This is a genomic window from Cupriavidus sp. LA-1, from assembly GCF_055385985.1.
The window spans coordinates 2,980,833-3,001,915 of sequence record NZ_AP031387.1; the positions used below are offsets into that span (position 1 = coordinate 2,980,833).

A 21,083-nucleotide genomic window follows, 5' to 3' on the forward strand; every position below is an offset into this window, starting at 1 on the left:
GATCTTACCGGATCGCCGCCGGCCGGTTTTTGTTCCAGCCGTGCGATGCCACCTATGCGCCGCGGCACGGTTCACGCCGGCCGGAACGAAAATGGGCCGGCGTATCACGCTGGCCCATCGCCGCAACATTGCCCCGCGTTGTCTTACTCGTGGATGGCGAACTGGATCCTGTGCAGGCCCGCATAAAGGCCGTTGGCGGCCAGCAGTTCCGCATGCGTGCCCAGTTCGGCCAGGCGGCCGTGATCCAGCACGGCGATGCGGTCGGCGTTCTCGATCGTCGACAGACGGTGCGCGATCACCAGCGTGGTCCTGCCCTTCATCAGCTCTTCCAGCGCCGCCTGCACCTGGCGCTCCGATTCCGAGTCCAGTGCCGAAGTCGCCTCGTCCAGGATCAGGATCGGCGCGTCCTTGTACAGCGCGCGGGCGATCGCCAGCCGCTGGCGCTGGCCGCCGGACAGCTTCATGCCGTTGTCGCCGATATTGGTCTGGACGCCCTCGGGCAGGCCCTTCACCGTCTCCGTCAGATAGGCCGCCGCCAGCGCACGCTCGACGCGGGCCATGTCGATCTCACGCTCGGAATGCGCCCCGTAGGCCACGTTGGCCGCCACGGTGTCGTTGAACAGCACCACATCCTGGCTGACAAAGGCAATCTGGTTGCGCAGGTCCTTCAGCGACAGGTCGGCAAGCGAGGTGCCGTCGAGCAGGATACGCCCGTGTGTCGGGTCGAAAAAGCGCGGCACCAGGTTGACCAGGGTGGTCTTGCCGCTACCCGAGGGGCCGACCAGCGCTACCACCTCGCCCGGGCTGACGCGCAGGTCTATGCCCTCCAGCGCGGCGCGCGGTGTGTCGCCATAGCGGAAGCCGACACGCTCGAAGGCCAGTTCACCGCGGGCGCGGCTCAGCGGCTTGCCGCCGCCCTGCGGCTCGACCGGCTCGTCGATCAGCCGGAAGATCATCTCGGCCGCGGTGATCCCGCGCGTGAGCGGCTGGTTGATATCGGTCAGGTGCTTGAGCGGCGAGATCAGCAGCAGCATCGCCATGACGAAGCCGGTGAACCCGCCCACCGTGGTCTGGTTGGCCTGCGCCTGCACCATCGCGATGGTGATGATCACCGACAGCGCCAGCGCGGCGAGGAAGGCCGTGACCGGCTGGTTCAGCCCGCCGGCGACCGCCATGCGCATCGAATAGCTCTTCAGCCGTTCCGCCATGGTGCGGAAGCGGCCCAGCTCATAGGTCTCGCCGCCGTGCAGCTTGACCACCTTGTAGCCGCCCACGGCCTCTTCCACGACATAGGCGGCGTTGTTGGTAAAGGTCTGGTGCTCGCGGTTGAGCTTGCGCAGCCGGCGGTTGATCTTCGACATCAGGTAGCCGATCACCGGCAGGATCACCGCAACGATCAGGGTCAGGCGCCAGTTCGTATAGAACAGGTAGATCAGCAACGCGACCACCGTCAGCGAATCGCGCACTAGCGTGATAAAGACGCTGGTGAGGATCTGCAGCACCTGGTTGACCTCGAAGATCACCGCGTTGATCAGCGAGGCCGCCGTATTGCGGTGGTAGAACGATGCCGGCGCCTGCAGCAGGCGCTCGAACATCTGCAGCCGCATTTTCAGCAGCACGCGGTTCGACATCAGGTTCAGCAAGTACCCGGAAACGAACTGCGCCACGCCACGGATCAGCGCCACGCCGGTCAGGATGGCGGGAACATGCCACAGCGTGCCGGCGTAGTTGCTGCCAAACCCTTTGTCGAGGATGTCGTTGACGACCTTGGGAATCACCCCCTCGCTGGCCGCCACGACCGCCATGGCAAGGATCGCGCCGATGAAGATGCGCAGTTCGGGGCGCAGGTAAGACCAGAGCCGGCTGGCCATGCTGGACGGTATGGCGGAACCCGGCGAAATGGGCGGTTTGGATGTGGTCACTGAGTGTCTTATGTCTGGGGGCGGCTTCCCGGCCCGGGGCTAGCCTGGCCGCATCTGCCAGGCTACCTGGAGGACAGGTCCGAGGACCGGAACCGGAGGGTGGCATGCATGACGTTACCGGGCCCGGTGCCCGGGGCGCCCTGCAAGCATCCCGGCCGTCATCATTGCCAGAAGTTCACAATATCGGGCCATGCCTCGAAAGCGTGTCCTGGCGCGAACACGCGATTATAGTGGATTGGGCCTGACTGCCACGAACGCCGCCCGGAGCAACCGCCGGCGTGGTTCAGTCGTAGACCGTACTGACGCTGTCCGGCGACAGCACCTGCCGCAGCGCGGTCAGCGCTTCGTCCGACGGCACCACCTGCCAGTCCTGGCCCAGCATGGCCTCGCAGCAGGCCGCCCTGGCCTCGTAGCGGATCCGCACCGGCAGCCCTTGCACACCGCTGGCCCGGGCCAGGTGCGGCATCAGCAACTCGCGCAGCATCCCGGTCGACGAATTGCCATTCATCGACAGCCGCACCGCGCTGGCAAACCTGACCCGGGCGGCCACCAGGTCCATCACCGACTCGGCGGTGAACCTGACCCCGCCCGTGAACGTATCGTGGCGCGCATTGCCCGTGGCAATCAGCAGCTCGTCCTCGCGGAACATTTGCCGGTTGGCGTCGAAGAGCTCGTTGAACACGGTCATCTCGACCAGCCCGGTGCCGTCGTCCAGGGTCACGATCAGCATCTTGCCGCGCTGGGTCATCTGCGTGCGGATGCCGCTGATCACACCGGCGATGGTCTTGCCGCGCACGTCGCGGCCGAAACCGCCGCCGTTGCCCTGTACTTCCTTTTCCAGCGCGGCCAGCGTGCCCTTGTTGAAGCGGCGGACCTCGTCGCGGTAGGCGTCGAACAGGTGGCCGGAGAAGTAGTAGCCAAGCGCCTGCTTCTCTTCCTGCAGCGTGCGCTTGGGGCTCCAGCGCGGCTCGTCGAGCAGCTCGGGACGGTGCGCTTCGCCGGCATCGCCCATCAGGTCGAACAGCGACACCTGGTTGGCGGATTCGGCCTTCTGCTCGGCGGCCTCCATGGCGATCGGCACCGATGCCAGCAGTTGGGCGCGGTTGTCGTTCAGGCTGTCGAAGGCGCCGGCGCGGATCAGGGCCTCCATGGTGCGGCGGTTGACCTGGCGGCGATCGACGCGCTCGCAAAAATCGAACAGGTCGGTGAACGGGCGCTCCTCGCGTGCGCGCAGGATGTCTTCGATGGCGCCCTGGCCGCTGCCCTTGATGCCGCCCAGGCCATAGCGAATGGTCTTGGGGTCGGTCGGCGCAAAGCGGTATTCGCTGGCGTTCACATCCGGCGGCAGCACCGCGATCTTGTTGAGCTTGCAGTCCTCGTAGAGGATCTTGACCTTGTCGGTGTCGTCCATGGCCAGCGACATGTTGGCTGCCATGAATTCGGCCGGGTGATGGGCCTTGAGCCAGGCGGTGTAGTACGCCAGCAGCGCGTAGGCGGCCGCGTGCGACTTGTTGAAGCCGTAGCCCGCGAACTTCTCCATCAGGTCGAAGATGTCGTCGGCCTGCTGCGCGGAAAGGCCGTTCTTGTCGGCGCCTTCGCGGAACATGACGCGGTGCTGCGCCATTTCCTCGGGCTTCTTCTTGCCCATGGCGCGGCGCAGCAGGTCGGCGCCGCCAAGCGAGTAGCCGCCGATGATCTGCGCCATCTGCATCACCTGCTCCTGGTAGACCATGATGCCGTAGGTCTCTTTCAGGACAGGCTCGACGCGCGGATCGGGGTACTCGACCTTCTCGCGGCCGTGCTTGCGCGCGCAGAAGCTGGGGATCAGGTCCATCGGGCCCGGGCGGTACAGCGCCACCAGCGCGATGATGTCCTCGAAGCGGTCAGGCTTGGCGTCCTTGAGCATGCCCTGCATGCCGCGGCTTTCCAGCTGGAACACGGCGACCGTGTTGGCCGTCTTCAGGATGTCGAAGGCGGGGCCGTCGTCAAGCGGGATATGGCTGCAGTTCCAGTCTGCCTTGCTCGGGTCCAGGCGCCGGATATAGCGCTCGGCCCAGTCCAGGATGGTCAGCGTGGTCAGGCCCAGAAAGTCGAACTTAACCAGGCCGGCGGCCTCGACGTCGTCCTTGTCGTACTGGCTGACCACGCCGCTCATGCCGTCGTTCTGCGCGCCCTGCGTGTACAGCGGGCAGAAGTCGGTCAGCCTGCCGGGCGCGATCAGCACGCCGCCGGCGTGCATGCCGACGTTACGCGTCATGCCTTCCACGCGCTGCGCCAGCTCCAGCAGCTGGCGCACTTCTTCCTCGTTGCTTTCGCGCTCGGTCAGCAGCGGCTCTTCCTTCTTGGCCTCTTCGATGGTGACCAGCTTGCCCGGCTTGAACGGGATCAGCTTGGCGATGCCGTCGACAAAGCCATAGCCCAGGTCGAGCACGCGGCCCACGTCGCGCACCGCGGCCTTGGCCGCCATGGTGCCGAAGGTGGCGATCTGCGATACCGCGTCCTTGCCGTACTTCTCCTTCACGTACGTGATCACGCGATCGCGCCCGTGCTGGCAAAAGTCGATATCGAAGTCGGGCATCGAGACCCGTTCCGGGTTCAGGAAACGCTCGAACAGCAGCGCATACTTGAGCGGGTCGAGGTCGGTAATGCCCAGCGCATAGGCCACCAGCGAACCGGCGCCCGAACCCCGGCCCGGGCCCACCGGCACGCCGTTGTTCTTGGCCCAGTTGATAAAGTCCGCCACGATCAGGAAGTAGCCGGGGAAGCCCATCTTGATGATGGTGCCGGTCTCGAACTCCAGCCGTGCGTAGTATTCCGGGCGCTTGGCCTCGCGCACCGCCTCGTCGGGGAACAGCACCGCCATGCGCTTTTCCAGGCCGTCCTTGGCCATGTAGACGAGGTAGTCGTCCAGCGACATGCCGTCCGGGGTCGGGAACAGCGGCAGGCGCGGCTTGCCCAGTTCCAGCGTCAGGTTGCAGCGGCGCGCGATCTCGACCGCGTTCTCCAGCGCCGAGGGGATGTCCGCGAACAGCGCGCACATCTCGTCCTGGGTCTTGAAGTACTGGTCGGTGGTAAAGCGCCGGGTGCGGCGCGGATTGGCCAGCAGCTCGCCCTCGGCGATGCACACGCGGGCTTCGTGCGCGGTGTAGTCGTCCGGCGTCATGAACTGCACCGGGTGCGTGGCCACCACCGGCAGCTGCAGTTCCGCCGCCAGCTGCACGGCCTGCTGCACGTAGGCATCGGTGCCGGCGAGGCCGGCGCGCTGCAGTTCGATGTAGAAGCGCTGCGGGAATACCGCCGCCCAGTGCTGCGCGGCGCGGCGCGCGCCTTCGGCGTTGCCGTTGGCCAGCGCCATGCCGATCTCGCCGCCCATCGCGCCCGACAGCGCGATCAGGCCGGTCGCCAGCGGCAGGTCGTCCTCGCCCGGCTCCAGGAACCAGGCCGGATCGATCTCGGCGCGGCCGCGGTGCTGGTTGCCCAGCCACGCGCGCGACAGCAGCATGCACAGGTTCAGGTAGCCGCGGCGGTCCTGCACCAGCAGGAGCAGGCGCGCGGGCTTGTCACGGTCCTCGGCGTTGGTGAGCCAGATGTCGGCACCGACCACCGGCTTCACGCCCTTGCCGCGCGCCTCCTTGTAGTAACGGATCAGCCCGAAGGCGTTGGCGAGGTCCGTCAGGGCGAGCGCGCCCATGCCATCGGCGGCGGCAGCCTTGACGGCATCATCGAGGCGGACGATGCCGTCCACGATGGAGTATTCGGAATGCAGGCGGAGGTGTACGAAGCGGGGTGCGGACATGGGCGACATTGTACCGGCTCAGCCCGCGGGCATGCCCCCGATATTGCGTGCAGGCCGCGGCGCAAGGCTGATCGGGGTGCTTGGGAATGCGCCGCAGGAGCCGTCCGCGCGCGCTATAATTTCGCCTTTCCAATCAGGCAGTTATCGCAAGCCGTCGGCGCCCTTCCGGACGCGGCCGCGCAGGCGCAGTCTCCCATGCAGATCGTCAATATTTCCGCTTACAAATTCGTCTCGCTGGACGACATCGAGACCCTGCGCCCGGCCATGCGCGAGCGCTGCGAAGCGGCCGGCCTGAAGGGCACGATCCTGCTCGCGCCGGAAGGCATCAACATGTTCCTAGCCGGGCCGCGCGCGGCCATCGACGGCTTCATGGCGTGGCTGCATGCCGATGCGCGCTTTGCCGATATCGCGCCCAAGGAAAGCCTGTCGGAGCACCAGCCCTTCAAGCGCATGCTGGTGCGTGCCAAGAAGGAAATCATCACCATGAAGATGCCGCTGATCCGCCCCGAGGAAGGCCGCGCGCCGTCAGTGCGGCCGGCCGACCTGAAGCGCTGGCTGGACCAGGGGCACGACGACGAGGGCCGCCCGGTGGTGATGCTCGATACGCGCAATGATTTCGAGGTGGCGGTCGGCACGTTCGAGGACGCGGTCGAGTACGACATCGCCAAGTTCAGCGAATTTCCCGATGCGGTCGCGGCCCACAAGGCGGAACTGGCAGGCAAGACCGTGGTGTCGTTCTGCACCGGCGGGATCCGCTGCGAAAAGGCGGCGATCCATATGCAGGAAGTCGGCATCGAGCGTGTGTACCAGCTCGAGGGCGGCATCCTGAAGTATTTCGAAGAGGTCGGCGGCAGCCACTATCGCGGCGACTGCTTTGTCTTCGATTACCGCACCGCGCTGAATCCCAACCTGGAGCCCGCCGGCCCCAGGCAGTGCTTTGCCTGCCGCGCCGTGGTCACGCCCGAAGAGCAGCAAAGCCCGCACTACGTGGTTGGCACGAGCTGCCCCCACTGCATCGGCGGCAAGGACCAGGCGGCTGCCTGAGAATGACGGCGGCGGCTCAGGCCGCCAGCAGGTGGTAGAGATTGCGCAGCATGCCCGCGGTGGCGCCCCAGATAAAGCGCTGGCCGCCGTTCTCGCGCGGATACGGCATGGCGTAGAACACCCGTTCGCCGTCGACCCAGCGGAACAGGCGCCGCTCATGGTGGGACGGGTCCATCAGGAAGGCCAGCGGCACTTCGAAGACGTCGGCAACTTCCGAGGCATCCGGACGCAGCGTGAAGCCGTCGCGCACCAGCCCCACCACCGGGCTCACATGGAAGCCGGTGCCGGTGATGTAGTCCGGCAGCGCCCCCAGCACTTCGACATAGTCGCGCGCCAGCCCCACCTCTTCTTCCGTCTCGCGCAGCGCCGTGTCGATGCGGTTGGCATCCCAGGACTCCTGCCGCCCGCCCGGGAAACTGATCTGCCCGGCATGCGCGCTCAGGTTGGCATTGCGCTGCGTCAGCAGCACCGTCAGGCCGTCGCGCCGCTCCACCAGCGGCACCAGCACGGCAGCATCGCGCAGCCCGCGGCTGCGGTCGTAGACGCGCGATTCATCGGTCAGCTCAGGCGCCCAGGCTGGCGGCGCCTCGAAGCGGTGCCGGATAAAGTCGACCTGCAGGCGCGGCATGCTCAGCGCGCCATTGCGCAGGTCGGTGTCGATGACAGGAAGGGATTCGGGGTCGAAAGCAGGACGCATAACGTTGCAAGTATGACAGAAGTGCGCGTTCTGGCGCCGCAGCAAAATCCGCCGCCCTGCCACCGTGCCATGCAAAAAGGGCACCCTGGGGTGCCCTTCCTGAGGAAACGCTGGCCGGGTCGCCCCGGCCGGCATGTCCAGCTTACTGTGCAGCCTTGGCGGCGACAGCAGCCTTCGACACCAGCTTTTCCTTAATACGTGCGGACTTGCCCGAACGCTGGCGCAGGTAGTACAGCTTCGCGCGACGGACGTCGCCGCGGCGCTTCACTTCGATGCCGGCGATCAGCGGCGAGTACAGCTGGAACGTACGCTCCACGCCTTCACCCGACGAAATCTTGCGCACGATGAAAGACGAGTTCAGGCCGCGGTTGCGCTTGGCAATCACGACGCCTTCGTAGGCCTGCACGCGCTTGCGGTTACCTTCAACCACGTTCACGTTGACGATCACGGTGTCGCCAGGCGCGAATGCGGGGATGGTCTTGTTCGCGGTCAGGCGCGCGATCTCTTCTTTCTCGATCTGCTCGATGATGTTCATCGTTTTCTCCGTAACCATCGTGCCGGCGTTGTATGCCCCAGGCATAGCCTGGGCCCCGGCAGAGGATGGGGTTTTACCTGGCGGGAGTTCCCCCCCGCCCTTCCTTCGCCGCCCGTTCCGACAGGAATTTCTCGTCGGCACGGGTCAGCAAACCTTGTTCGCGGGCGGCCTCGATCAGGTCGGGGCGCTTGCTCGCGGTATTGGCCAGCGCCTGCTGGCGCCGCCATTTCTCGATCTCGGCGTGATGGCCCCCGAGCAGGATGTCGGGGACCCGCACGCCTTCATATTCTTCCGGCCGCGTGTAGTGCGGGCAATCCAGCAGGCCGTTGACAAAGCTGTCCTGCACCGCCGACTGCGCGTCACCCAGCACGCCGGGCAAGTGCCGCACCACGGCGTCGATCAGCGCCATCGCCGGCAGTTCGCCGCCTGACAGCACAAAGTCGCCGAGGCTGATTTCCTCGTCCACGCGGCGGTCGATCAGCCGCTGGTCGATGGCCTCGTACCTGCCGCACAGCAGCACCAGTCCCGGCCGTTCGGCCAGTTCCATGACCCTGGCATGCGACAGCGTCTTGCCCTGCGGCGACATCAGCACCACATGCGGTTTTGGCACGCCGGCTTGCGCCTGCGCCGCCGCCGCGGCATCGATCGCGTCATCCAGCGGCTTGGCCAGCATCACCATGCCAGGGCCACCGCCATAGGGACGATCATCGATGGTGCGGTAGTTGTCGACCGTGAAATCACGCGGATTCCAGGTGCGCAACGCATACCGCTGCTGCTTGGCCGCCCGGCTGGTAATACCCCAGTCGGTCAGCGCGCGAAACATCTCGGGAAACAGCGTGATCACATCGAACTGCATCCGCTCTCTCCCATCCCAATGCCACACCAGGCCCGCAGAAGCGCGGGCACAGGCTCAGTAATCGAGCCCCCAGTCCACCACGATGCGCCTGGCCTCGGTATCCACCGAGCGCAGGAACGCATCGACAAACGGGATCAGCCGTTCGCCGGCCTTGCCGTCAGGCTGCGCGAAGGCAACCTGCAGGATCTGGTGGGCACCGTTGTCGATCAGCCCGGACACCTCGCCCAGCAACTCGCCTTGCTCGTTGCTGACGGTGCAGCCGATCAGGTCGACCCAGTAGAACTCATCTGCTTCCGGCGCCGGAAAATCCGCACGCCGGATCCACACGCGACGGCCCCTGAGCGCTTCCGCAAGATTGCGGTCGGCCACCCCGGAGGCTTGCGCCACGACGGTGCCGCTGTGCTCGCGCGACTGCGCGATCTTCACGCAGACGGGCTGGGCACGCGACGCGTCGGCCACCACCAGCCCCGCCTGCGGCGGCGCCAGCAGCCACCAGCGGCGGGCATGCAGCAGGGCCGAAGCATCGTCGGCATGCGGCTGGACCTTGATCCAGCCACGGATGCCGTAGGCAGCGCCGACATAGCCGACCTCCACCAGGTCTTCCGGCAGGGGATCGGCATACAGGAGCGCCGCGGGCAGCTTGAGCGCCTTTTGCGGCTCGCCCTGGGGCGGAACCAGCGGCCGGTTCAGTGGCCGGACAGCGCCCTGCTTGCGATCAGTCACGTGTGCGTGTGTACCAATACAAACGCGCCCCACCGGTTACGGCAGGGCGCGCTGCGGGCGACAATCAGGCAGCAGCCTTGGCGCCTTGCTTGACCAGGCGGGCAACGGTCGGCGACAGCTGGGCGCCAACACCTTGCCAGTAGGCCAGGCGGTCTTGCGACAGGCGCAGGCCTTCTTCACCTTCGGTAGCCAGCGGGTTGTAGAAACCAACGCGCTCAATGAAACGACCATCGCGACGATTGCGCGAGTCGGTGGCGACGATGTTGAAGAACGGGCGCTTCTTGCTGCCGCCGCGAGCCAGACGGATAACGACCATGGAATGATTCCTCAGAAAACGGGGTGTTCGAGGGCGTTCGAACACGAAACGCAAGAGTATAGCCCAATTCCCGAGGCCAAACAAACACTTAGGTGATTGACGCGTGAGGGCGGCGCAGGCATCGTGGCAAAAACCGCGACAGGAGGCCAGACATGCGCCCGGCTCTGCACTTCATGGTCGGCACCGTACGGCGTACGGTGCTGTTCGGCATGGTACTGCTGGCGGCCGCCCACCCTGCGCTGGCCGCCCTGCCGCTGGACCAGGTCCGGCTGCCGCCCGGTTTCCGCATCGAGGTGCTGACCGCGGACGTGCCCGGCGCGCGGGCCATGGCGATGTCGCCGTCCGGCACGCTCTTCGTCGGTTCGCGCGGCGAAGGCAAGGTCTACGCGGTAAGCGATGCGCTGGGCCCCCGGCCGCGCGTGCATACCGTCGCCACGGGGCTGCGCATGCCGGTCGGCGTGGCGTGGCGCGATGGCAGCCTGTACGCGTCCTCGGTATCGAAGATCGTGCGTTTCGACAACGTCGAGGCCAATCTCGACAAGCCGCGCGCGCCCACGGTGGTGAGCGACCGCTTCCCGACGGACGCGCACCACGGCTGGAAGTTCATCGCCTTCGGCCCCGACGGCTATCTCTACGTGCCGGTCGGCGCGCCGTGCAACATCTGTGAGCCCGACGAGAACCGCTACGCCAACATCATGAAGATGAAACCCGATGGCAGCGACCTGCAGGTGGTGGCGCGCGGCGTGCGCAATTCCGTCGGCTTCGACTGGCACCCCGCCACCCACGAGCTGTGGTTCACCGACAACGGCCGCGACCGCATGGGCGACGACGTGCCAGACGACGAACTGAACCGCGTCACCGCGCCCGGCCAGCATTTCGGTTACCCATATTGCCATGCCGGCACCGTGCCCGATCCCGAATACGGCAGCAAGCGATCGTGTTCCGAGTTCGTGCCGCCGGTGGCCGGCCTGGGCGCGCACGTGGCCGCCCTGGGCATGCGCTTTTACACCGGCACGCAATTCCCGGCCGCCTATCGCAACAACATCTTCATTGCCGAGCACGGCAGCTGGGACCGCAGCGAGCCGTCCGGCTACCGCGTGGTCCGCGTGACACTGGACGACGCCGGCAAGGCCGTGCGCCAGGAGGTCTTTGCACAGGGCTGGCTGCGCGGCGGCAAGGCATGGGGGCGCCCGGTCGATGTCCAGGTTGCGCCGGACGGTTCCCTGCTGGTCAGTGACGACCTGGCCGGGGCGGTTTACCGCATCCGCTACCAACCCTGAATCCCGCTGCAAGCCCCGCCTGGCGCGGCTTTGTGCAACCGAAACAATCCGTTACACCGGTAACGGGATTGGCATAGGCGCCCTGATAGCCCATGCGTACCATGAACCCATCTTCCAACAGCAACACAGCGCGACAGGACCCTGGGAACCCGCATGTTCACCCGCTCTCTCCTGCGCGACCTGGTGGCTGGCATCCTGGTGGCCTCGGGCCTGGTCGGCGCGGTCGCCGCCAGCCATGCCCAGGTCGCGTTCTGGCAACAAGTCCGGACCGACGGCCGGCCCGCGCGGATGCAGCCTCGCGACGGCTGGCAGATGGCCAGCGTGCGCGCCGAGAGCCGCGAACACGTGCAGGCGCAGATCGACCGCATGGAGGCTCGTGCCCGTGCCGACGACCGCCTCAGCGGCCGCCGCGCCGCGCTGCCCGGGGGCCGTGACGACGGCCGTGGCCGCGGCCAGGAACGCGACAACGCCAACGAAGCCCGCAACGAGTCCCGCCCTAGCCAGATTGGCCCCGGCTGGCAGGCGCGCGGCCGCGACAACGGTCGCTGACGGCAGCTGACCCCCGCCTGCGGCGCGCTTGCCAGGGCACGCCTTGCCGGCTTGCGGAACTCCGCCCCGGCCCTGCCTGTCTCTATTCAAGTGTGTGCCCCGTTTCCGGGTGCCACGCACAGGCTGCCGCCTGGCGCTGCCCGGGGCTCACAGCGTGCCGTCCAGTGCAGACGGCAATCGAACTGACCTGCCTCTGCCCGACACCTCCTGCCGGACCCGATCCAGACGGCCCGGGCGCAGCCTCCAGAAAAACAATCATTCTGTGAGGCTTGTCATGTCACCCCTTCTGAGCGACCTGGCCGAACACGCAGGCCAGTTATCGCTGTCCATCGTGTTCATGGGCATCCTGACCCTGGTGCTCTACGGCGAGACCCGTATCAGCGAGCAAGCGGCGGCATTTGTCCAGAGCCTGCTGTCTGGCTGGCATTAGCGCCGCCCTGCACGCCTTCTAAGGCACATTCATTCCTTGCACTGACTGCCGGCGTACAATGTGGGCCGGTCGGTACCCCTGTGCCGCCGCTCCTGTGCCGGCGCACTGCCGGCCCGCAACTGCCTGATACCAGACCATGCCCGCAGCCACGCCAGCCCGTCACGCCACCACGCTTGCCCCGCAGCCCGCCCGCGGCAAATCGAAGCTGCTGACGGTGGCGCTGGCCTTCCTGTTCGGCAGCCTGGGCGCGCACCGCTTCTACCTCGGTGGCCTGCGCGATCCGTATGGCTGGACACACCTGCTGGCACTGCTGGCGGGCGCCATCGGCGTGGCGTCGATGGCGACCGGCGCAGGCGCGCCGGCGCTGAACTGGACCTTCGCCGTCGCCGGCGGCGCGTCCGTCATCAGCGCCTTCCTGGCGGCCATCGTCTATGGACTGCGCCCGGACGACAAATGGGACGCGCGCTTCAACCCGCACGGCAAACCCACGCGCTCCGGCTGGCCGGTGGTGATCCTGGTGATCCTGTCGCTGCTGATCGGCACCGGCCTGCTGATGGCCGGGCTGGCCATCAGCTTCCAGACCTTCTTCGAATCGCAGGTCGAGGCAGCGCGCGCGCTGTCGCAGTAGCCGCGGCGCCGAAGCAGGCGATCCGGGCAGCATTTCCCGGCCGGCACCCGGTGCCGGCGAGGACACGCGCCCTCTTGGAGTTATTCGTCAGGCGCTTCGGCAGCCCGCCTACCGGGACCGCCCAGGAACTTGGACCTCACTGTGCGTTTGCGCACCGTCAAGCCAGCCAAAAAACGGCAGTTCCCCTTTCCGCCAATTCGCCCATACTGGTAGAGCCGTCCGATCCCGGCGGCAATACGCGCGGCGGGGCCATACCCTGGCGGCGCAAAGGAGCAAGCATCGACATGCCAACCTATGAGGAAGGACGCCTGGCGGCGATCGCCGTCCGGCTGGCGCTGTCCTCGGGACTGCCGCCATCAAGCGCGAAGGCTGCGCTGGAACTTGCCAGCAACATGATCGGCGACCAGCAGGCCACTGAAGCCGCTAGGAAGACTCAGAAAAGCGAACCTTGCGAATCGTCCTTGCCGCTGGGCCCCCTGGCGGGCGGGCGGAAACGCGACGTATCCAGATCGAACCGGTTGTAGCGGAAGCCGAGCCGTTCGGCGGCCTTGTAGAAACGCTGGCGCAGCAAGTCCGCCCACACACCCGTCCCGCGCATGCGCGTGGCAAAGCTGGCATCGTAGGCTTTGCCATCGCGCATTTCACGCACGCGGTTCATGACCCGTTCCGCGCGGTCGGGAAAATGCGCCAGCAGCCATTCCTCGAACAGCGGCCGCACTTCCCACGGCAGCCGCAGCACGATGTAGTTGGCATAGACGGCGCCCGCCTCATGCGCCGCCTCCAGCACACGCTCCAGGTCGGGCTCGGTGATGAACGGGATCACCGGGGCGATGCTCACACCTACCGGGATGCCCGCGTCGGTCAGCGTGCGGATGGTGCGCAGCCGGCGCGACGGCGTGGCCGCGCGCGGCTCCAGCGTGCGCGCGATGCCGGCATCCAGCGTGGTGATGGTGACGGCCGCCACCGCCAGCCGCTTCGCCGCCATCGGCGCAAGCAGGTCGATATCGCGCTCGATCAGTGACGACTTGGTGATCAGCGCAACCGGATGGTCACACGCCTTCAGCACCTCGAGCAGGCCGCGCGTGATGCGCTGCTCGCGCTCGATCGGCTGGTAGGCGTCGGTGTTGACGCCCAGCGCAATGGTCTCGCAGCGGTACGACGGCCGTGCCAGCGCTTCGCGCAGCCGCTCGGCGGCGTTGGTCTTGGCATACAGCTGCGTTTCGAAGTCCAGCCCCGGCGACAGGTCCAGGTAGGCATGCGTCGGCCGGGCGAAGCAGTAGATGCAGCCGTGCTCGCAGCCGCGATAGGGATTGAGCGAGACATCGAACGGGATATCCGGCGACGCATTGCGCGTCAGGACCGACCGGGCGCGCTCGATATGGACTTCCGTGCGCAGCGGCGGCAGCGGGGCTTCTTCCGCGGACGGTGCGGCCTCCGCGGTACGCGGTGCCTCTTCCGGCGCACCGCCCCAGCCATCGTCGAACACTTCACGCTGGTCGCGCTCGAACCGCCCCTGCATATTGCTGACGGCGCCCCGGCCCTTGCGCGCCACAGGCGGCCGCAGGCCTGCCTGCGGCGCTTGCGCGTCCGGGTCGGCATCGCGCCGCGTCAAGCGGCTGCTGGCGGGATCGGGCTTCTGCGGGGGGCGCGCCATGCTGGCCTTGGTCACACTGCCTGGCTCTTTTCCTCGACGGAAATCGCCAGTGTCTCCTTGATCTCTTCCATCACCACATAGCTCTTCGACTGCGCCGCGCCGGGCAGCTGCAGCAGGATATCGCCGAGCAGCCGGCGGTATTCGCCGATCTCGCGGATGCGCGCCTTGATCAGGTAGTCGAAATCGCCGGAGACCAGGTGGCATTCCAGCACTTCCGGGATGCGCAGCACCTCGCGCCGGAACTGCTCGAACATATTGCCCGACTTGTTGCCCAGCGAGATCTCCACGAACACCAGCAGCGCGCTGCCCAGCAGCGCCGGGTTGAGCCGGGCGTAGTAGCCCATGATGACACCATCGCGCTCCAGGCGCTTGACGCGCTCGATGCAGGGCGTGATGGTCAACCCGACCGCCTCGGCCAGGTCCTTCATCGACATCCTGCCGTCGCTCTGCAACGCGGTCAGGATCTTGCGGTCGAGCCGGTCGAGGGTACGCTGGGGCTGGCGGCTCGTTCTCATGAGTTTTTCCTGTTTTCGTGAGAAATTCAGTAACTATGACTGGTTTGTATTCAATAGTATAGAGACAAATCCTTCATCTACTTACCATCGCAGTTGGAGCCCCCGATCATGCGCGTTCTCGTACTTGGCAGTGGCGTTATTGGCGTCACCAGTGCGTGGTATCTGGCCAGGGCCGGTCACGAAGTGACCGTCGTCGACCGTGAAGCCGGCCCCGCGCTCGGCACCAGCTTTGCCAACGCGGGCCAGATCTCGCCCGGCTATGCGTCGCCGTGGGCGGCGCCCGGCGTGCCGCTCAAGGCGATCAAGTGGATGTTCCAGGAACACGCGCCGCTGAGCATCCGCCCGGACGGCACGCTGTTCCAGCTGCAATGGATGTGGCAGATGCTGTTGAACTGCAGCGCCGACCGCTACGCCGTCAACAAGGAGCGCATGGTGCGGCTGGCCGAGTACAGCCGCGACTGCATCCGCGCGCTGCGCGCGGAAACCGGCATCGCCTACGAAGGCCGCCAGCAAGGCACGCTGCAGGTGTTCCGCACCGACGAGCAACTGCAGGGCGCGGCCAAGGACATCGCCGTGCTGGAAGAAGCCGGGGTGCCCTACCAGTTGCTTTCGCGCGAGGAACTCGCCGCGAGCGAACCGGCGCTGGCCGCCGTCAGCCACAAGCTGGCCGGCGGCCTGCGCCTCCCCAACGATGAAACCGGTGACTGCCAGCTGTTTACCCGACAGCTGGCAGGCATGGCCGAAGCGCTGGGGGTCAGGTTCCTCTATAACCGCTCGATCGACAGCCTGGTGACCCAGGGCGACGCCGTCACCGGCGCCATGGTCAACGGTGAGCCGATGATGGCCGACCTCGTGGTGGTGGCGCTGGGCAGCTGGTCGACGCAGCTGGTCAAGCCCTTCCTGTCGGGCATGTCCAACCTGCCGGTCTACCCGCTCAAGGGCTTCTCGATCACGGTGCCGATGACCGATGCCTCGCGCAGCCCGGTGTCGACGGTGCTGGACGAGACCTACAAGGTCGCCATCACCCGCTTCGAGGACCGCATCCGCGTGGGCGGCATGGCACAGATCGTCGGCTATGACCGCAGCCTCGATCCGGCCAAGCGCCGCACGCTCGAACACGTGGTCACCGACCTGTTCCCGGGCGCCGGCGACGTCAGCCAGGCCACCTTCTGGACCGGCCTGCGCCCGATGACGCCGGACGGCACGCCCATCGTCGGCCCGACCCAGATGCGCGGCCTGTGGCTGAACACCGGCCATGGCACGCTCGGCTGGACCATGGCCTGCGGCTCGGGCAAGCTGCTGTCGGACCTGGTGTCGGGCAAGTCGCCCGCGATCCGCGCCGATGACCTGTCGGTAGGCCGCTACCTGAAGCCCGCGCGCCAGCACCTGGCGCCGCGCCCGGCTGCCGCCTGACGCCAGCACAGACTCCGCCAGCAAAAAGGGCGACCCCATTGGGGTCGCCCTTTCTACGTCCGCGCGCCGCGCGTGCCGGTCAGAACTGCTCGGCGCTCAGCGCGTTGACCGGCGCCCCGCCGCTGACGACGGCATCGCGCAGTCCCGATGCCTGCGACAGGATATGCTCGGCAAAGAAATGCGCGGTTGCGATCTTGGCGTCGTGGAAGGCGGGATCCTCGGCACGCTTCGCGTCGGCAGCCAGCATCGCCCGGCCCAGCTGCCAGCCCGAGAACACGATGCCGCACAGCTTCAGATAGGGAACGCTGCCGGCAAAGACGGCGTTCGGATCGGACTTGGCATTGGCCACCATGAACGCCACCACGGCCTCCAGCGCGGCGCGGCCCTTGGCCAGCTGCGCCTGCACCGCGGTGAACGCCGCACCGCCGTGCTTGCCCAGCGCAGCCTCGGTCTCGGCGATCTGCGCGCAGATCGCGCGTGCCACGGCGCCGCCGTCGCGCACAGTCTTGCGGCCGATCAGGTCATTGGCCTGGATCGCGGTGGTGCCTTCGTAGATCGGCAGGATGCGCGCGTCGCGGTAGTGCTGCGCAGCGCCCGTTTCCTCGATAAAGCCCATGCCGCCGTGCACCTGCACGCCCAGGCTGGCGACATCGATCGACAGCTCGGTGCTCCAGCCCTTCACCACCGGCACCAGGAACTCATAGAAGGCCTGGTTCTGCTTGCGCACGGCCTCGTCCGGGTGCTGGTGCGCGGCGTCGCTGGCGGCCGCGGCCACGTAGGCCACGGCACGCGCGCCCTCGGTCAGCCCACGCATCGTCATCAGCATGCGCTTGACGTCGGGGTGATGGATGATGGTCACGGCCTCGCGCGCCGAGCCATCGACCGGACGGCTCTGCACGCGCTCGCGCGCATAGGCCACCGCCTGCTGGTAGGCGCGTTCGGACACCGCGATGCCCTGCATGCCAACGGAGAAACGCGCCGAGTTCATCATGATGAACATGTACTCGAGGCCGCGGTTCTCTTCGCCGACCAGCGTGCCGATGGCGCCGCCATGGTCGCCGAACTGCAGCACCGCCGTCGGGCTCGCCTTGATGCCCAACTTGTGCTCGATCGACACGCAGTGCACATCGTTGCGCTCACCGTTGCTGCCGTCGGCGTTGACCATGAACTTCGGCACGATGAACAGCGAGATGCCCTTGACGCCCTCGGGTGCGTTGGGCGTGCGGGCCAGCACGAGATGGACGATGTTCTTCGCCATGTCGTGTTCGCCGTAGGTGATGAAGATCTTGGTGCCGAACACCTTGTAGGTGCCGTCGCCCTGCGGCTCGGCGCGGGTGCGCACCGCGGCCAGGTCCGAGCCCGCCTGCGGCTCGGTCAGGTTCATGGTGCCGGTCCACTCGCCCGAGATCAGTTTGGGCAGGAAGGTGGCCTTCTGCTCATCCGTGCCGGCCGTCAGCAGTGCCTCGATGGCACCGTCGGTCAGCAGCGGGCACAGCGCGAAGGACAGGTTCGCGCTGTTCAGCATCTCGTTGCAGGCGGTCGCGATCAGCTTGGGCAGGCCCTGGCCGCCAAAGTCCTGCGGGTGCAGCACGCCCTGCCAGCCGCCGTCGCCGAACTGGCGGAAAGCTTCCTTGAAGCCAGCCGTGGTGGTGACCACGCCGTCCTTCCAGCTGCTCGGGTCGAGGTCGCCGGCACGGTTCAGCGGCGCCACCACCTGCTCGTTGAATTTGGCGGCCTCGTCCAGCACGGCCTCGGCCGTCTCCGGCGTGGCTTCCTCGAAGCCCGGCAGCTTGCTGACAGCCTCAAGCCCGGCCAGCTCGTTCATGACGAACAGCATGTCCTTGATCGGCGCACGGTAAGTCATCGATGTCTCCCAACATGTATGAAAAAGCCGTTCGCGGGTCACCCCCGGAACGGCTCGTTACTTGCTCGCTGCGGCTACGCGTGCCGGCCGCCGGGCGGCCGGCGAGGCATCAGCCCAGTGCCGCCACCAGCTCCGGCACCACGGTGTTCAGATCGCCCACCAGGCCGTAGTCGGCCACGGAGAAGATCGGGGCCTCGGCGTCCTTGTTGATCGCGACGATCACCTTGGAGTCCTTCATGCCGGCCAGGTGCTGGATCGCGCCCGAGATACCGACGGCGATGTACAGCTGCGGCGCGACGATCTTGCCGGTCTGGCCGACCTGGTAGTCGTTCGGCACGAAGCCCGCGTCCACGGCGGCGCGCGAAGCGCCCAGGGCGGCGTTCAGCTTGTCGGCCAGCGGCGTCAGCACCTTGGTGTAGTTCTCGCCCGAACCCACGCCACGGCCACCCGAGACGATGATCTTGGCGGCGGTCAGTTCCGGACGGTCGCTCTTGGCCACTTCGCGCGAAACGAACTGCGACACGCCTGCGTCGGCCACGGCCGGCAGGGTCTCGACGGCGGCCGAGCCGCCTTCGGCGGCGGCGGCGTCAAACGCCGTGCCGCGCACGGTGATGACCTTGATCTTGTCTTCCGACTTGACCGTGGCGATGGCGTTGCCGGCGTAGATCGGGCGCTCGAAGGTGTCCGGGGCGTCGACCTTGGAGATTTCCGAGATCTGGGCCACGTCCAGCTTGGCGGCCACGCGCGGCAGGATGTTCTTGCCGTACGGGGTGGCCGGGGCCAGGATGTGCGAGTAGTCGTTGGCGATGGCCAGGGCCTGCTCGGCCACGTTCTCGGCCAGGCCGTCGCCAAAGTAGGCGGCGTCGGCCAGCAGGACCTTGCTCACGCCGGCGATCTTCGCGGCGGCAGCCGCAGCGGCAGCGGCGTTCGAGCCAGCCACCAGCACGTGCACGTCGCCGCCGCACTGGGCTGCGGCGGTCACGGTGTTCAGCGTGGCGGCCTTGATGGATTGGTTGTCGTGTTCAGCAATGACGAGTGCAGTCATGTTATTTCTCCCCCGCGCTCAGATGACTTTGGCTTCGTTCTTCAGCTTCTGCACCAGCGTCGCGACGTCCGGCACCATCACACCCGCGCTGCGCTTGGCAGGCTCGACCACCTTCAGGGTCGACAGGCGCGGCTTGACGTCAACGCCGAGGTCTTCAGGCTTGACGATATCGAGCTGCTTCTTCTTGGCCTTCATGATGTTCGGCAGCGTGACATAGCGCGGCTCGTTCAGGCGCAGGTCGGTCGTGACCACGGCCGGCAGCTTGAGCGACAGCGTTTCCAGGCCGCCGTCGACTTCGCGGGTCACCGAAGCCTTGCCATCCGCCACCACCACCTTCGAAGCGAAGGTCGCTTGCGGCAGGCCGGCCAGCGCGGCCACCATCTGGCCGGTCTGGTTGGAGTCGTCGTCGATGGCCTGCTTGCCCAGGATCACCAGTTGCGGCTGCTCCTTGTCGATCAGCGCCTTCAGCAGCTTGGCCACGGCCAGCGGTTGCAGGTCTTCGTTCGATTCCACCAGGATGCCGCGGTCGGCACCAATGGCCATCGCGGTGCGCAGGGTTTCCTGGCACTGCGTGACACCGCACGAGACGGCGATCACTTCGGTGGCAACGCCGGCTTCCTTCAGGCGCACGGCCTCTTCCACGGCGATTTCGTCGAAGGGGTTCATGCTCATCTTCACGTTGGCCAGATCGACGCCCGAGCCGTCCGCCTTGACGCGGACCTTGACGTTGTAATCCACCACCCGCTTGACTGCGACGAGTACTTTCATGCGCTCACTCCACTGATAGCTGATAGTCAGAAATTTTGTTCGCTCGTCATTATAACCACCGGGTTGGCGGCTCTCCTGTTTTTCGAACGATCGTACTATTTTATCGGCAAAATGATGCCGGGCATAGCCCGGCAGATCCCAGCCGTCCGACGATTGTGCCGCAAACCTGGGCTTGCGGGCATCGTCTGATTGGATGAAAACCTCAAAGTGACGTCGGCTTACCAGGCGGTAATGACCGAGTCCTTGAAGGTCGATGTGACGTATTGCTTGATTTCGGGCGAGTGGTAGGCCTTCACCAGCTTGGCCACCCACGGCTTGTTCTTGTCGGCCTCGCGGATCGCGATCAGGTTGGCGTACGGGCCCTTCGGGCCTTCGATGGCGATGGCGTCCCTGGTCGACGACAGGCCGGCCGATTCCGCATAGTTGCCGTTGATGGCGGCGGCGTCGAGGTCGTCCAGCGAGCGCGGCAGCTGCGCGGCGTCCAGCTCGACGATGCGGATCTTCTTCGGGTTCTCGACGATGTCCAGCGGCGTGGCCTTCAGGCCGGCGTCGGGCTTGAGCTTGATCACGCCCTTGCTCTGCAGCAGGAGCAGCCCGCGGCCGCCGTTGGTGGGATCGTTGGGCACGCCCACGCGCGCGCCCGGCTTGAGCTGGTCGAGCGACTTGATCTTCTTCGAATACACGCCCATCGGGAAGGTGACCGTGTAGGCGACATGGGTGAATTTGTAGCCGCGGTCCTTGATCTGGGCTTCCAGGTACGGCAGGTGCTGGTAGCTGTTGGCATCCAGGTCGCCGGCGGCCAGCGCTGCGTTGGGCTGGATGTAGTCGCTGAACTCGACCACCTGGATGTTCAGGCCGTCCCTGGCCGCGACCTTCTTCACCTGTTCCATGATCTGGGCGTGCGGGCCGCCGGTCACGCCGATCCTGATCGGCTTTTCCTGGGCGGCGGCGCCCGTCGCCAGGGTTGCGCCGATCGCGGCGCCGAGAATCCATTGCAGCAGGTTGCGACGTTGCATGATGTGCGTTCCTAATTCAGAGAATGATTGGC

At 66.6% G+C, this 21,083-nt stretch carries 19 protein-coding genes; 6 read left to right on the forward strand and 13 right to left on the reverse strand.

The features are described from left to right. Positions 1–143: 143 nt before the first annotated feature. Both msbA and dnaE read right to left on the reverse strand, forming a co-directional pair. On the reverse strand, positions 144–1,871 hold the full coding sequence (gene msbA / locus ACZ5MJ_RS13955) for a lipid A export permease/ATP-binding protein MsbA (RefSeq protein ID WP_464223725.1): 1,728 nt from the start codon (positions 1,869–1,871) through the stop codon (positions 144–146). 334 nt (positions 1,872–2,205) lie between these two features. After that, positions 2,206–5,718 (reverse strand): DNA polymerase III subunit alpha, encoded by a 3,513-nt coding sequence (gene dnaE / locus ACZ5MJ_RS13960; protein ID WP_464220059.1) that lies wholly within the window; start codon positions 5,716–5,718, stop codon positions 2,206–2,208. Between the two features lie 195 nt (positions 5,719–5,913). Between dnaE and ACZ5MJ_RS13965 the strand changes: the two genes are divergently transcribed. Continuing rightward, positions 5,914–6,762 carry a sulfurtransferase gene (locus ACZ5MJ_RS13965; protein WP_464220061.1) on the forward strand — a complete coding sequence of 283 codons (849 nt, stop codon included), beginning with the start codon at positions 5,914–5,916 and terminating at the stop codon, positions 6,760–6,762. A gap of 16 nt (positions 6,763–6,778) precedes the next feature. On the opposite strand, the gene ACZ5MJ_RS13970 is transcribed toward ACZ5MJ_RS13965, so the two are convergent. From ACZ5MJ_RS13970 to rpsP, 5 genes are all read right to left on the reverse strand, one after another. After that, on the reverse strand, positions 6,779–7,459 hold the full coding sequence (locus tag ACZ5MJ_RS13970) for a CoA pyrophosphatase (protein WP_464220062.1): 681 nt from the start codon (positions 7,457–7,459) through the stop codon (positions 6,779–6,781). A gap of 142 nt (positions 7,460–7,601) precedes the next feature. Then, positions 7,602–7,994: a 50S ribosomal protein L19 gene (gene rplS / locus ACZ5MJ_RS13975; protein WP_464220063.1), complete on the reverse strand. Its 393-nt coding sequence runs from the start codon at positions 7,992–7,994 to the stop codon at positions 7,602–7,604. Positions 7,995–8,067: 73 nt separating this feature from the next. Next, positions 8,068–8,850, reverse strand: a complete 783-nt coding sequence (trmD, locus tag ACZ5MJ_RS13980; protein WP_464220065.1) for a tRNA (guanosine(37)-N1)-methyltransferase TrmD — start codon at positions 8,848–8,850, stop codon at positions 8,068–8,070. A 54-nt stretch (positions 8,851–8,904) separates the two neighbouring features. Beyond that, a complete protein-coding gene (gene rimM / locus ACZ5MJ_RS13985) occupies positions 8,905–9,573 on the reverse strand; it encodes a ribosome maturation factor RimM (RefSeq protein ID WP_464220067.1) in 669 nt (222 codons plus the stop codon). Between the two features lie 64 nt (positions 9,574–9,637). Then, the gene (rpsP, locus tag ACZ5MJ_RS13990) at positions 9,638–9,889 is read right to left on the reverse strand and encodes a 30S ribosomal protein S16 (protein WP_373379541.1); all 252 of its coding nucleotides are present in this window, start codon (positions 9,887–9,889) and stop codon (positions 9,638–9,640) included. Between the two features lie 152 nt (positions 9,890–10,041). Here rpsP and ACZ5MJ_RS13995 point away from each other — a divergent pair, with 152 nt between their 5' ends. The 4 genes from ACZ5MJ_RS13995 (at position 10,042) to ACZ5MJ_RS14010 (ending at position 12,776) form a co-directional block, all read left to right on the forward strand. Then, positions 10,042–11,169 (forward strand): PQQ-dependent sugar dehydrogenase, encoded by a 1,128-nt coding sequence (locus ACZ5MJ_RS13995; protein ID WP_464220068.1) that lies wholly within the window; start codon positions 10,042–10,044, stop codon positions 11,167–11,169. A gap of 153 nt (positions 11,170–11,322) precedes the next feature. Further along, positions 11,323–11,718 carry a hypothetical protein gene (locus tag ACZ5MJ_RS14000; protein WP_464220070.1) on the forward strand — a complete coding sequence of 132 codons (396 nt, stop codon included), beginning with the start codon at positions 11,323–11,325 and terminating at the stop codon, positions 11,716–11,718. Positions 11,719–11,992: 274 nt separating this feature from the next. Then, the gene (locus tag ACZ5MJ_RS14005; protein WP_464220072.1) at positions 11,993–12,148 is read left to right on the forward strand and encodes a hypothetical protein; all 156 of its coding nucleotides are present in this window, start codon (positions 11,993–11,995) and stop codon (positions 12,146–12,148) included. 136 nt (positions 12,149–12,284) lie between these two features. Then, positions 12,285–12,776: an NINE protein gene (locus ACZ5MJ_RS14010; RefSeq protein ID WP_464220074.1), complete on the forward strand. Its 492-nt coding sequence runs from the start codon at positions 12,285–12,287 to the stop codon at positions 12,774–12,776. A 433-nt stretch (positions 12,777–13,209) separates the two neighbouring features. Here the strand turns inward: ACZ5MJ_RS14010 and ACZ5MJ_RS14015 are convergent, their stop codons facing one another. Further along, positions 13,210–14,430, reverse strand: a complete 1,221-nt coding sequence (locus ACZ5MJ_RS14015; RefSeq protein WP_464223726.1) for a PA0069 family radical SAM protein — start codon at positions 14,428–14,430, stop codon at positions 13,210–13,212. A gap of 11 nt (positions 14,431–14,441) precedes the next feature. Beyond that, a complete protein-coding gene (locus ACZ5MJ_RS14020) occupies positions 14,442–14,945 on the reverse strand; it encodes an Lrp/AsnC ligand binding domain-containing protein (RefSeq protein ID WP_078195573.1) in 504 nt (167 codons plus the stop codon). Positions 14,946–15,053: 108 nt separating this feature from the next. On the opposite strand from ACZ5MJ_RS14020, the gene ACZ5MJ_RS14025 reads away from it, so the two are divergent. Beyond that, positions 15,054–16,358: a D-amino acid dehydrogenase gene (locus ACZ5MJ_RS14025; protein ID WP_464220076.1), complete on the forward strand. Its 1,305-nt coding sequence runs from the start codon at positions 15,054–15,056 to the stop codon at positions 16,356–16,358. 79 nt (positions 16,359–16,437) lie between these two features. Here ACZ5MJ_RS14025 and ACZ5MJ_RS14030 read toward each other — a convergent pair whose 3' ends face one another. The 4 genes from ACZ5MJ_RS14030 to ACZ5MJ_RS14045 all read right to left on the reverse strand — a co-directional run bounded on the left by ACZ5MJ_RS14030 (position 16,438) and on the right by ACZ5MJ_RS14045 (position 21,051). Beyond that, positions 16,438–18,222 carry an acyl-CoA dehydrogenase gene (locus ACZ5MJ_RS14030; protein ID WP_464220078.1) on the reverse strand — a complete coding sequence of 595 codons (1,785 nt, stop codon included), beginning with the start codon at positions 18,220–18,222 and terminating at the stop codon, positions 16,438–16,440. A 109-nt stretch (positions 18,223–18,331) separates the two neighbouring features. Then, positions 18,332–19,267, reverse strand: coding sequence for an electron transfer flavoprotein subunit alpha/FixB family protein (locus ACZ5MJ_RS14035; RefSeq protein ID WP_464220080.1), 936 nt, complete (start codon positions 19,265–19,267; stop codon positions 18,332–18,334). Positions 19,268–19,285: 18 nt separating this feature from the next. Then, entirely contained in the window at positions 19,286–20,035 is a 750-nt protein-coding gene (locus tag ACZ5MJ_RS14040) for an electron transfer flavoprotein subunit beta/FixA family protein (protein ID WP_013955865.1), read from the reverse strand. 218 nt (positions 20,036–20,253) lie between these two features. After that, positions 20,254–21,051, reverse strand: coding sequence for a MetQ/NlpA family ABC transporter substrate-binding protein (locus ACZ5MJ_RS14045; protein WP_464220083.1), 798 nt, complete (start codon positions 21,049–21,051; stop codon positions 20,254–20,256). Positions 21,052–21,083 lie beyond the last annotated feature (32 nt).